This is a genomic window from Proteiniborus sp. DW1 (genome assembly GCF_900095305.1).
GTDB lineage: Bacteria > Bacillota > Clostridia > Tissierellales > Proteiniboraceae > Proteiniborus.
This window is the reverse complement of sequence record NZ_FMDO01000013.1, coordinates 44,818-58,072: the sequence shown is the minus strand read 5'-3', so window position 1 is coordinate 58,072 and position 13,255 is coordinate 44,818. Positions and strand designations below refer to the sequence as shown.

General features: G+C 33.0%; 13 protein-coding genes. All 13 read right to left on the bottom strand.

Annotated features, from left to right (window positions below; all coding sequences use genetic code 11):
- Positions 1-251: 251 nt before the first annotated feature.
- The 13 genes from DW1_RS03295 to DW1_RS03235 all read right to left on the bottom strand — a co-directional run bounded on the left by DW1_RS03295 (position 252) and on the right by DW1_RS03235 (position 13,163).
- Positions 252-1,160, bottom strand: a complete 909-nt coding sequence (locus tag DW1_RS03295) for a hypothetical protein (RefSeq protein ID WP_074349211.1) — start codon at positions 1,158-1,160, stop codon at positions 252-254.
- Positions 1,161-1,355: 195 nt separating this feature from the next.
- Positions 1,356-2,972: a gamma-glutamyltransferase gene (gene ggt, locus DW1_RS03290; protein ID WP_074349210.1), complete on the bottom strand. Its 1,617-nt coding sequence runs from the start codon at positions 2,970-2,972 to the stop codon at positions 1,356-1,358.
- Between the two features lie 11 nt (positions 2,973-2,983).
- Complete coding sequence (locus tag DW1_RS03285; protein ID WP_074349209.1) at positions 2,984-3,508, bottom strand: chromate transporter; 525 nt, start codon at positions 3,506-3,508, stop codon at positions 2,984-2,986.
- Positions 3,508-4,050: a chromate transporter gene (locus DW1_RS03280; RefSeq protein WP_074349208.1), complete on the bottom strand. Its 543-nt coding sequence runs from the start codon at positions 4,048-4,050 to the stop codon at positions 3,508-3,510. The genes DW1_RS03285 and DW1_RS03280 overlap by 1 nt, the downstream gene beginning before the upstream one ends.
- A 618-nt stretch (positions 4,051-4,668) precedes the next feature.
- Positions 4,669-5,457, bottom strand: a complete 789-nt coding sequence (locus tag DW1_RS03275) for an arsenite methyltransferase (protein ID WP_242942426.1) — start codon at positions 5,455-5,457, stop codon at positions 4,669-4,671.
- Between the two features lie 125 nt (positions 5,458-5,582).
- Complete coding sequence (locus DW1_RS03270) at positions 5,583-5,984, bottom strand: arsenate reductase ArsC (protein WP_074349206.1); 402 nt, start codon at positions 5,982-5,984, stop codon at positions 5,583-5,585.
- Positions 5,985-5,998: 14 nt separating this feature from the next.
- Entirely contained in the window at positions 5,999-7,057 is a 1,059-nt protein-coding gene (gene arsB / locus DW1_RS03265; protein ID WP_074349205.1) for an ACR3 family arsenite efflux transporter, read from the bottom strand.
- A 46-nt stretch (positions 7,058-7,103) separates the two neighbouring features.
- A complete protein-coding gene (gene arsA / locus DW1_RS03260) occupies positions 7,104-8,852 on the bottom strand; it encodes an arsenical pump-driving ATPase (RefSeq protein ID WP_074349303.1) in 1,749 nt (582 codons plus the stop codon).
- Positions 8,853-8,897: 45 nt separating this feature from the next.
- Positions 8,898-9,248, bottom strand: a complete 351-nt coding sequence (arsD, locus tag DW1_RS03255) for an arsenite efflux transporter metallochaperone ArsD (RefSeq protein ID WP_074349204.1) — start codon at positions 9,246-9,248, stop codon at positions 8,898-8,900.
- Positions 9,249-9,264: 16 nt separating this feature from the next.
- Positions 9,265-9,588, bottom strand: coding sequence for an ArsR/SmtB family transcription factor (locus DW1_RS03250; RefSeq protein ID WP_074349203.1), 324 nt, complete (start codon positions 9,586-9,588; stop codon positions 9,265-9,267).
- 280 nt (positions 9,589-9,868) lie between these two features.
- On the bottom strand, positions 9,869-10,336 hold the full coding sequence (locus tag DW1_RS03245; RefSeq protein ID WP_074349202.1) for a hypothetical protein: 468 nt from the start codon (positions 10,334-10,336) through the stop codon (positions 9,869-9,871).
- A gap of 1 nt (position 10,337) precedes the next feature.
- Positions 10,338-11,741 (bottom strand): rhodanese-like domain-containing protein, encoded by a 1,404-nt coding sequence (locus DW1_RS03240; RefSeq protein WP_347499698.1) that lies wholly within the window; start codon positions 11,739-11,741, stop codon positions 10,338-10,340.
- 297 nt (positions 11,742-12,038) lie between these two features.
- Positions 12,039-13,163, bottom strand: a complete 1,125-nt coding sequence (locus DW1_RS03235) for a (Fe-S)-binding protein (RefSeq protein ID WP_074349201.1) — start codon at positions 13,161-13,163, stop codon at positions 12,039-12,041.
- Between the last annotated feature and the right edge of the window lie 92 nt (positions 13,164-13,255).

Sequence of the window (13,255 nt, the reverse complement as noted above, 5' to 3'; positions counted from 1 at the left end):
ATTAGACGGAAATAGGTGGCATTAGTTCCAACATAAAAAAATAATAGAAATATTGAGCGAACATTTGCAGGATATGACTATAATTCTTAGCGAATGTAGATACAAAATCCGTTAAGCAACTTGTACTGTTTGAGTGTAGCGAGTTTGCAAGTTGTAGGATTTTGTATCAGAATTTATGTGAGCGTAGCGAGCAAATAAATTTGTGTAAGAGACTGCTACCCGTGAGCGTATATTTCTATTATTTTCTCAGTTTATAACTTATCCTTTATTTCATCTACATTCTTCAAAACAATATCTCTTTTAATTTTTAATAGCTCAACATTTTTCATTGGTATGGATGTTTTCATATTTGCTATGGATAGTCCTAGCTTTTCCATAAGTTTTTGGTCTTCTTTTTCTAGTTTTATCTTTGCTCTTGCAGTATTCATAGATTCCTCTGCCTGAGTTATGGTCTCTTCGCTTTTATCCCATTCGCCTTGCATTCCATATAAAAGAACCTGTCTAATAAAATATCTTAATCTCATTAGTTCCCCTTCATGATTTCCCTTATATAAATCAAAGAAAGGAGCCATATCATAGGTAATATCATTTGAATATACTAGAGACTCTTCAATCTTCTTTTTATCTATTGATATTGTTAGCTTGTTTATCGTTTCTTCAAATTTTGTTAACTCTTGTTTCTTAATGCCATTCTCTATAGCCAGTATTTCATAATCTCCCCAAGAATTATGAATCTCCTCAGAAGTTTTCTTTACTTTAGTCCACATTTCTTCTATTTTCTGTTCCTTTGTTTTTTGTTTTTCCTGTTCATCAGATTTTTCAGAAGTTTTTGGTTGACTTCCTCCTTCTGAACCACCTTTTTTATTTCCTCCATCTTCACTACCTTGTTGAGAGCTTTGGCCTTGCTGTTGTTGCTCTTTTTGTTCTAATTTCTTTGGCTCTTCTGGTTTTTTCATTTCTTCAAGTATTTTTTCTATTTGTTCTATTATATCTTCGTTTTTCTCCTGCATATTTTTAAGCTTTTCAGGAATCTTCTCTTCCTCAGTTTGTAGTTTGGGTTTTTCTTGCTTTTTGGTACATGACGATGGTATGAAAATAACTACAGCTAACACTAAAATAAACAAAAGCCTTAAGGCTATATTTTTCTTGAAATTAAACAAAGCAATCACCTCAGATTTAGTATATCCAAGATAATTGCTTTTAATTTATTTACTCATTTGTATTTTTAATTTTAAAATAGAATTTTATTCAATAACTTCTTGCTCTTGAATAGCTACATTTCCCTCATTTTTTTCTGTTTCTTTTATAGATGATGATAAATGTTTAGGTAATTCCATGCCTGACATTTTAATAATTTACCAAACTGCTACCTGTCCATCTGTTCTTGGTTCTGTAGCTCCGCATAATACTCCATCATCATTTCTCCAAATTATCTGACCTCTACCAAATCCTACACTATTAGCCTTAACTACAATATCATGTCCTGCTCTCGCAAGCTCTAAAGCCAACCTATTGTCAAAACTCTGTTCTACTTCTATAGTTTTTCCTCCAACCCACTGCCATCTAGGTCTGTCTAATGCTTCTTGTGGGTTCATATTGTAATCTATTGTATTTATCATAACTTGAAGATGAGCCTGTGGTTGCATAAATCCACCCATAATTCCAAAAGGTCCCACTGGCTTTCCATCTTTAGTTAAGAAACCTGGAATAATTGTATGGTAGGATCTTTTACCACCAGCAATACAGTTATCTGAGTTTTCATCTAGGTTAAAATTAGCTCCCCTATTATGAAGGGAAATCCCTGTATTTGGTACTACTAACCCAGAGCCAAAGCCCATATAATTACTCTGGATGTATGAAACCATGTTTCCTTCCTCATCAGCTGTACATAGATAAACTGTTCCTCCTTTTGAAGGCTGTCCTGCCTCGGGCATTATAGCTTTATCTGATATTAGCTTTCTTCTTTCTCTAGCATATTCCTTTGAAAGCAATTCCTCTGTTTTTACCTTCATAGTCTTTGGGTCTGCTACATATTTTTGAGCATCTACAAAGGCTAACTTTAGAGCTTCTATTTGCAAATGTGTACTGTTAAAGGAATCCCTAGGCCCTAATTCCATTTCTTTCAATATGTTTAATGCCATAAGCACAGTTATTCCATGACCATTAGGAGGGATTTCATACACTTCATAACCTTTGTAATCAGTGCTTATTGGCTCTACCCATTCTGGATAATATTCAGCTAAATCCTCTTTGGTAATATATCCACCATATTTTTTAGAAAATGCATCTATCTTTTCTGCTAACTCTCCACGATAAAAGCTTTCTGCCATGGTCTTGGATATTTCTCTTAAAGTTCTTCCATGATCTTTTAATGTAATATAGTCTCCAATCTTTGGACAATTGTCATTTGGTGCAAAGGTATCAAACCAAGTCTGAAGTTCTTCCTTCTTTTCTCTTTCTTTAGCATAGTTTTTAAATGCCGCTGCCCATCCTGCTCCTACTTGTGGCTGAATAGTGAAGCCTTCTTCTGCATATTTAATTGCTGGCTCTAAAACCTCCTCGAATGGTAACCTCCCAAATTTCTTTGACAGCTCTGCCCATGCAGCTGGTGCACCTGGCACATTAACTGGTATTAATCCGTATTTAGGCATCTCAGTATACCCCAACTCCCTTAAGACTTTTACACTTATGGATTTTGGAGAAGGACCACTACTGTTTAAACCATGTAGCTTGTTTCCAACCCAGACTAGAGCAAAAGCATCTCCTCCTATTCCATTAGCTGTAGGTTCTACTACAGTTAGTGTAGCAGCAGTTGCAATAGCTGCATCTATTGCATTTCCACCTTTTTTCAGTATTTCAATCCCAACCTGTGCTGCTAAAGGATTACCTGTAGCTACCATTCCCTTTTTTCCATAAACCACATTTCTCCTAGATGGATAGTTGTAAGCAAGTGGATCAAATTTGAATTGCATAAAAAACCTCCTTAGTATATGAAATATCCTAGAACTCCTGCTATCAATGTAAGTAGTATTGGATGCATCTTGTATTTATATGTTGCAAAAAAAGCCAATGCAAAAAGTATAACACTTTTAAAATCTATAAAGGTTTCTTTATTGATAAGAAGTAGTGTAGCAGATAATACAAGCCCCACTACTACAGGTCTAAGTCCTACAAAGGCATTTTCCACATATTTATTATTCTTAAACTTAAAAAAGAAATTACAAATTATGAGCATTATAATTACTGATGGCAGTACAACTCCTAATGTAGCACAAACAGAGCCTAAAACACTATTTGTAACTGTATATCCTATATATGTAGCACTATTTACTGCAATAGGTCCGGGTGTAACCTGTGATATAGCAACTATGTCTGTGAACTCACTAACTCCTAACCATTTGTTTACATCTACCACCTCTGTCTGTATAAGAGGAAGCATAGCATATCCTCCACCAAAGCTAAAAAGTCCTATTTTAAAAAATGTAATAAAGAGTCTTAAATAAATCATTATTTCTTTCCTCCCTTTTTAGCCATGTAAAGATTGCCCCCAACAGCTGCCAGTATTATAAATATAATAGGGGTTATTTTTAAGAAAGTAACACATGCTGCAACAGCTATAGGTATAATAAAAGCCTTTCCTTTTAGTTTGGAGTTTTTAGACAAACTAATAACAGATGTGGCTATTAGAGCTACTACAGCTGGTCTAATGGCTTTAAATGCGCTTTCTACTGCTTCTAGGTCTTTTATTTCTCTAAAAAACATTGCAATGGCTAAGATAATTAAGAATGATGGTAGTACCGCACCTAATGTAGTAAAAAAAGCACCCTTATATCTATCCATCTTAAAGCCTACAAATACAGCTGTATTTACAGCTATAGGGCCAGGAGATGATTGAGCTAGTGCAAGAGTATCTACGAATTCATCCTTTTCAATCCATTTTTTCTTATCTACTACTTCAGCCTCAATAAGTGGCACCATAGCATAGCCTCCACCTATTGTAAAGGCTCCTATCTTGAAAAAAACTGAAAACATTTCTAAATATTTTTTCATCACATCACCTCTTCCTTTAGTTTGAGTCCCTAATGATTACTTTATCAGATAATGAGTAAAAAGTGTAGAGAAACCTAGAAAATAGTTGTGCAAAGTAATAATCTTGCGATCTCATATTAAATTAGTGTTATTGTTTTAAAATACTTATAATAAGCATAATATTGAATCACTTGAAAATTTAGATATAGCTGGAATTTCTTCTATTAAAAGGGTAAAACTGATTTAGTTAAGGTATAGCGATTTAGGTCAGGTTAAAATATTCAAGAATTAAAAAGTTCAAAAGTATCTTAAGGTTTCAAATCAATATAAAGATACTTTGATATCTATAATTAAATTTAATTATTTCATTAATCAAAAATTCCTTAGAAAAATTATCTTCAAATATTGCAAGATACATCTTAAGAACATTTAGGAGAATCAGATTCTATCACATTAGAATCAACTAGGATTGTTTAAACTTTTATCATACAAATAGAACAACTAATGTTTGTAATTACTATGTGGATAGTTTATATATAGATATGAGGATGCATAAAAATAAACTCCTCTGCTTTGATAATTGCAAAAAAGGAGTTTATTTGACTTACAAGATATAAATGAAGTTGTCAACTAAGGTTATTACTTTACTGCTTCTATCATATATGAAGTCACATAATCGTCAATATTCCTGTCTGGTACCCAAGATTTCACTATCTCTCTACCATTATCTTTTGGCATTAGTTTAATATCCTTGAAGCCTGCATTTTGCATCATCGCTCTGATGTTTTCGACATATTCAGCTCCTGCAATACAACCAGTCATCATTCTTAAATCCTGCTTTATTTGCTCTGGCAATTCTGCTGTAGCTACCACATCTGAAATAGATAGTCTTCCACCAGGTTTAAGGACTCTATAGGCCTCCTTGAATACCTTTTCTTTTTCAGGAGATAAATTAATTACGCAATTAGATATTATTACATCAACTGATGAATCCGCTACAGGCAAGTATTCAATTTCCCCAAGTCTAAAATCTACGTTTGTATATCCATCTTCTTTGGCATTTTTCCTTGCTAACTCTATCATGTCGGTAGTCATATCAACACCTATAACATATCCAGTTTCTCCTACCTGTCTTCTGGCAAGAAAGCAATCAAACCCACCTCCACATCCAAGATCAAGAACTGTTTCTCCTTCTTGTAGAGAAGCTATAGCAATAGGATTGCCACAACCTAATCCCATATTTGATCCTGCTGGTACGCTAGAAAGATCTTCTTCTGTATAACCTATTTTTATAGTTGCTTTATTTATGTCGATTGGAGTACCATTACAACTGCAACCTCCACTACAACACCCTCCCGTAGAACCTTTTATCGCTACATTTGCATAGTTTTTACGGATAATTTTCTTTAATTCATCTTTGCTCTTCACAATAATACCTCCCGAAATATTTGCTTAGATAGCTATTCAAAAATAAGTACGCAGAAAAGCAAAAAATAATATTACCCCAAAAATAGTAAACTGATATAGTTCTCACCCCATTATTTTCAGTAACACTATATTTCATTATTCTTTACTCTTTTAATCAAATATTCTACCTTTTCTTTTATTAAGTCTCTCGTAATTCTATAATTTTCTATTGGACCACCAGATGGATCTTCTAGTCCCCAGTCCTCACTATGTTTACATGGAACATAAGGACAAACTACATTGCATCCCATGGTAATAAGATAATCCACTTCTTCTGGAATGTCACTTAACAGTTTAGGATAATGAGAACTCATATCCACACCTGCTTCCTCCATTACTTTAACCGCTAATGGTTTCACTTCATGATAGTTTTCTGTTCCTGCAGAATATACCTCTAAAATATCGCTACCTAACTTCTTTGCCCATCCTTCTGCCATTTGAGAACGACATGAATTATGAACACACACAAAAGCAACTTTCTTTTTCATCTTTCACATCTCCTTTAATTGGCGTCAGTACTGAACCAACCTCTTGTTTTATTAGCAATTCTAACTAGGGTGAGCATTACTGGTACTTCAGTAAGGACACCTACAACTGTTGCTAGAGCCGCACCTGAATCCAATCCAAACAAGGATATAGCTACTGCCACAGCAAGCTCAAAGAAGTTAGATGCTCCAATCATACCTGCAGGGGCTGCTATACTATGAGGTAGCTTCCAAGCCTTTGCCCACAAATAAGCAACAAAGAATATTACAAATGTTTGTATAATCAATGGGACAGCAATCAATATAATATCTTGAGGATTATCTATTATAATCTGTCCTTGGAATGAAAACAAAATTATTAATGTCAATAAAAGTCCTATTATAGTAACATTAGCAAACTTAGGTATATATTGTTTTTCAAAATACTCTAATCCTCTGTTTTTAGTAATCATATTTCTTGAAATAACACCAGCTGATAATGGTACTACTACAAATAAAACTACTGATAAGAATAATGTGCCCCAAGGTATTGAAATATTACTTAATCCTAGTAAAAATGCTACTATAGGTACAAATCCGACTAAAATTATAAGGTCATTTGTAGCAACTTGAACTAGTGTATATGCAGGATTACCTTTTGTTAAATGACTCCAGACAAATACCATGGCTGTACATGGTGCTGCTCCTAAAAGTACTGCTCCTGCTAAATAATCCTTTGCGAGATCAGGAGATATATAGTTTTTAAATACTACGTTGAAGAAAAATATTGCTAATCCATACATTGTAAACGGTTTAATTAGCCAGTTTGTAACCCATGTAACTATAAGTCCTTTAGGGTTTTCTCTAACTTTTTTGACACTGTTAAAGTCAACCTTTAACATCATTGGATAAATCATTAACCATATTAAAATTGCAACTGGTATTGATACATTATAGTATTCAAATTTACTTAGAAACTCTGGTACTCCTGGAAGATATACTCCTATTAGTACTCCTATTACCATACATATTGCTACCCATAATGTAAGGTATTTTTCGAAAAAGCTAATTCCTCCGATATGCTTTTGTTTTGTCATTATAATCCACCTTTCATTTGTGTATATCATATTATCTAAGCAAGCTCTATTTTAAGAGCTTACTTAGATTTTCACCTTTTAGTTCCATTTGAGTCCACTTTACTAATGCTAGGTTTCCTTTAGAAATTTCGTTTATAGCATTAATCCATTGAATCTCATTTGAAGCCTTAGCCTTCAAAATTTTATTAGTCGTACTAGTTGCATAAAAGCTAGAATTAATTATCCACCATTTGCTAAATATACCTGCTCTATTTAAATCCTCTTGTAATCTTCTAGCCTCATAATAAGGGGTAGCTTCAGCTAATGTAACTAATAGTACTTCTGTTAACTTACTATCTTTTAGTTTTGGTAGCAGTTTTTTTACTGATTCAGGTGTATCCCCTTGAGTTCTTTGAATTTCCTTGTTATAGCTTTGTGTAGACTCCAATAATAATAAAGTATGTCCTGTAGGAGCAGTATCAATAACTACAACCTCATTCTCTGAACGTTCTACTATTTCAGCAAAAGTTCTGAATACTGCAATTTCCTGAGTACAAGGAGATCTTAAGTCTTCCTCAATATATGCAATATCATCCTCACTCATATTTTCTTTTCCAGCTTTACTTAATACTTCTTCTCTGTATTTCTCTAGCTCTTTTTTTTCATCAATGTGGCTTATAGTTATGCCATAGCTTTCATCTATTACAAACTTTAGATGATCTGCAGGATCAGTAGTAGTTAAATGAACTTTCTTCCCTTTTTTAGCCAGTTCCATTGCAATAGTAGCAGCTATGGTAGTTTTACCAACTCCACCTTTGCCCATTGTAAATATCACTTTTTTATCAGATTCATATAAATCATCTATTACTGTACTTAAAGTAGGTATATTATCTATTTCTAATTTTTCATCTATATTTCTTACATCTCCATCTTTTAAGAATGCTCTAATATTATCAATTCCAGTTACGTTATATGGTCTGAGTGGTATCTCAAAAGTTTCTAATGCTCTAAGACCTTCAGGTATATCTTTAAGTACATCCTGTTGTTGTATAAATATTTCATTAGATAGTTCGTCATCATGCTCTTTTAGTACTCCGTTAATGATTAGAAGCTGATTACTTACATCTAATTCCTTTAACTCATTAGAGGCTCTTTCTGCTTCCTTTAGAGCTGATGATTCAGGACGAGACACAAGTATAAGTGTTGTCTTTTCTTTATCAGCAAGAGTATCTACCGCATTTTTATATATTTCCTTTTTATCCTCTAAGCCTGCAAGTTGCCCTAAACAAGATGCGCCATGAGTGCTTTCGCTTATGAAATTAGTCCAAGCTGAAGGTAGCTGCAGCATTCTTAATGTATGTCCTGTAGGCGCAGTATCAAATATTATATGGTCATACTTTTCAGAGGCTTCTTTATCAGTAAGAAACCCTGTAAATTCATTGAAAGCTGCTATTTCAACGGTACATGAACCTGATAATTGCTCTTCCATATTTTGAATAACAACCTCAGGAAGTTTGCCCCTATAGGGTGCTATTACACTTTCTCTATATTCTGCTGCTGCAGCTTCTGGCTCAAAATTAGCTACAACCAAATTAGGAACCTCTTTAATCCGAACACCTTTATTATCTAATTCTGTATTAAAAACATCTTGTAGATTTGAAGCAGGATCTGTACTTACGAGCATGATTTTTTTACCTTCATCTGCTAATGCAACTGCTATAGAGCAAGCTGTAGAAGTCTTCCCTACTCCACCTTTTCCTGTAAAGAATAAATATTTTGTTAAGTCTATGTCTTTCAAGTTGAAGTCTTTAAACATTAGTGCACCACCTTTAATTATTTTTGCAGCAAGCATCACACACTCTTAATCTTTTTTAGAATTTTGCTTAATTGTCAACTTTAGATAATCCTCTGGTATGTCTAGAAATTTAATAAATTCTTCATCTGTTGGGTAAGACCTAGTCTTTACTATTTCGCCACCTACCATTGTAACCGGTAATACTTCTACTCCTTCTTTAGTTAAAATTTCATTTATAACTTTGTTATTAACAAATATCATAGGGTTATTAGTTAGATTATGCCTTTCAACAATTACGTCGTTTCTCTTTAATCTATTTATTACTCTAGATACTCTTAATAATTCTGGGTCTACGGATGGTCCACAAATTCCAGTAGGACAACACATTGCAGGATCAAAAATTATCATTTTTTTCATTTTTTCAACTCCTTTTTTATTTGCATTCACAATTAATTTTGTCTTTACATATACAATCATCAGTATCTGTAATAATATTCATTAAAAATAGTATAATCTTATTGCATTTACTAATATTTAGTGAATAATAACTCCACAATCCATCTTTTCTTACATTTACTATTTCCAAATCCGTTAATACCTTCATATGATGCGACAATGTAGGCTGTGAGAAATCAAAATGATCTAATATTTCACATGCGCATCTTTCTCCACATGATAAAATATCAATTATCTGCAGCCTTTTTGGATCCGATAATGCTTTGATTAACTTTGAATTCTCTTCATAATTTAGTTCCATATGCCCACCCTCCTATATAGATATATATCTATATAATGATTATAGGCTTTCATCTATCTAATGTCAATATAGCATTGTTTTTTAATATAATATATTTCTATAGAGATATATATGTCTATATAACATTCTCGTACATTGATAATTTATCAGCTTCAACTTATAATTAAATTTTACTAAATGGATACTTTAATAAATAGTAGATAAAAAGTATAAAAAATTAAGCACAAAAAAACTGCTATATTACCAGTGTGATAATTTAGCAGTCATCTAAGGTGGGAATTTAATATCTCTTATTATATTGGTAGACTTGCAATATTACTATTATTATAATAATAGTCTGAATCAACAACGCAAGTTCAAATGCTATAATAAAGTAAGGATATGCTAGGATATCTATGAAATATTTACTATTAATAACAATAATCGTCAGCAAACTCATCATAATTCCTATTGCTATCTGAATCCCTGTAAATATTTTTTGTCTTCTCTTAATAGCATAGAATAATAGAACAGCAAATAGAATACATAGTGCAATCAGAATAATATTATGTTTTGTCAAGTTTACTTGAGTAAATATGCCTTGTTCATATTGTAGTCTCTTAGTATAAACATGTCTCATTACTCCTGCTCTTTTTGCAGTTAGATTGTTTATTACGAATACAGTAACTATTAAGGCTACTTGTAGAAGCAGCGCTATGGCATATATTATCCCCTTAATTATACCTCTTGAATTCTTTTTTCTATACATTTTAGTTTGTAGGCTCTCCTGTTTCCACAGGATTTTCTGGATTGTTACTCCAGCCAATCCAACCATCACTGTATAGAGATGTGTTTTCAAGCCCCATTACTTGAGCGTAGTATAGCACTTCTGCTGCACGCCATCCACTTCCACACATAAATGAAAGATGTTTGTTTGTATCTATTCCATACTCTTTCCACATGGCTATTATTTCATCAGCATTACGCATAGTATTATCTATATTACGGTAGTAGTCTAGTGAATTTGCATCAGTCTTTCCAGCATATCCGAATACAGAACCTGGAATACGTCCTTTTTTATCGTGATAAGAATACCCAGAGCTTTCTCCGATATGTTCTTCCCAAGTACGATTATCTACTAAAGTAAATTCGTCAGTTTTTGCTAAACTTACTTTTAGCTCCTCCTGTGTATCAATTAAATCTGGATTAGCTGGTATTTTAGCTCCAAAATCAGTAACTGGAGTTGGTTTATGACTTTCAGTTTCAACTTCATATCCTGCTGATATCCAAGCTCCTAAACCTCCATTTAAAACCCTTACATCCTTAACTCCAATATATCTTAGTACAGTAGCTACACGATAAGCTGCCATTTGAGCTTCGCCAGTTACTATTACAGTATCATCCTTTGTAAAGCCATTGTTTAACGCAAATTCTGTCAGTGTTGCATCATCAGCTAACATCCAAGCTGGTGGTGGTTCTATCCAATCAGTATTTATATGGAAACTTGTAGGTACATGACCATTTGCATATGATGTATCTTCTTCCCCCCAGCTTGCTTCAATTATCTTTATTTGTGTAGCATCTTCAAATGTTTCTGGTTTTTTCCCATCAATTATATCCTTAACTATGCTGGCAGGTACTATCAACTTATAATTTTCATAGAATTCCATAGGAAGACTTTCGTCTTCAGCCCATTCTTTTACATCATAAGTGTATAGATTTTCATACCCCTTGCCTTTTAAGTATTCTGCTACTTTTAAGGCATCCTTTCCATTAGCATCATATAGTACTATATTTTTAGCTGGTTCAATACCTTTAACATTTATTGTTTCACTTAAAATACTCTCTTTATTATCTACTTCTACATCTAACCATTTAGCAGAAAAATCTACTGCACCTTTTATATGTCCACCTCTTTTTACCCCTTCTAGTTTCCAACCATTGTAAGCATCATTAATTCGAGTGTCAACAATTACCCAAGAATCATCATTTAGTTTTTCCTTCAAGTCTTCTGTCGAAATTGATTGAATTCCCTGTTCATCTTTTTTACTTTCTTGTTCAGTAATCTGTTTATCGTCTTTTTCTACTGGATTACTTGAACAAGCAGATAAGCTTAATGATATTAATAACAATAAAATTACTGGCAAAGCCATTCTTCTCAAGTTCATTAGCATTTTATCTCTCCTTTTACTTATATAGTTAACGTAGAACCTAAAATAGATTAACACAAATAAAGTGTAAATAAAATAATTATTGAAAAAAGCAATAGAAGACTATAGTTTTATAGAATTTTAAAATACTTATCTATCTAAAACTTAGATTCAATCAAATAATTGACATATCTGAAACATACTAAGAGAGCTTTTATCATTTTTCTTTTGTGAAGCACTCTTTTAATATTAATAAAATGCAAGCAACAACATTACTAATCCAATGGAAATATGGAATTCTGTAGTTCCTAATTTTGTCACCTAACGTGGCTGAGTAGATATATCCTTTATCTTTTTGCCCTTATACCTATTTAACCATTTCCCTAATGTAGAATTGTTTTTTTGCTCCATGTCCTTAAAGTTATCATTGAAAAGCAAATCAAGTATATGAAATGAGCTCTTCCCACCTCTTCTCATTGACTCTACACATTCTTGACAATATGTTATTATATAATCTGTGCTTGCCTCATTAGCTCTTCTCTCAGTATGTGCCTTTGCTATATGACCTTGGGTTACAGAGACCATACCTCCAGAGCCACAACAAAGAGTTTTTCCTCGGTTAAATTTCATTTCTTTAACTTTAACTCCTAGTTGGGTAGTTATGTCTCTCACAGATTCATGAATTAAGTCTACATCTCTGGTAGGACAGGGATCATGGATAGTAAACTCAAGTTCAATACTTCCCCCTATGCCTTTCCTATTTTCTGGTATACCTACAGAAGATATTATCTCCCATAGAGATACTACTTCTACTATATTACTGTTATTAGATATTGTCATAAAACAATTTTGACATCCTGTTATGACTTTCTTAACCTTTTTACTTAAAAACTCATTTTCTAGTATTGAGAAATATTCCTTAAATTTCTCTTCCTTGCCCATAAAGCTTGTGGGCTTACCGCAGCATTTATTATATATTCCTATACCAGGGATTTTTTCTCCAAGGTAACTGTAAGTTTTCTGCACTATTTCAGGACTATATGACATAAGTGCACAGCCTGGAAAAAATATAGTACCAGATTGGAGGTTTTGTATATCTGATGTAAATAAATTTGAAAAGCTAAACTTTTGATGAAAATTTACCGCACTTGCTCCAAGATCCTTAGGAAGTTTACCATTTGTTTGATCAACTGCATCTCTTCTAAGCTCTAAAAATAAGCTCTTTAGGTCTACCCCCTTAGGACATACTTTAGTACAGTAGCCACAAAGCATACAGGAGTATGGTAGTTTGTAGTCAAAGGTCCCAGATTCTAACAACTCCTTAAGCAGTACTTTGGGTGAGTCACAAAACTTATGAAGCATTGGACATCCCTTCATACAGGCATTACATCCAATACATTTTTGCTCTTCCTTAATTATTCTCATTGTATTGTCACTTGTCTTCATTATTAAACACCTTCTTTAATTAACTTATATCTTAACTTTCAAAATATAAAATATTTTACTTTGATATATTCCTAACTGAATAAACACGGACT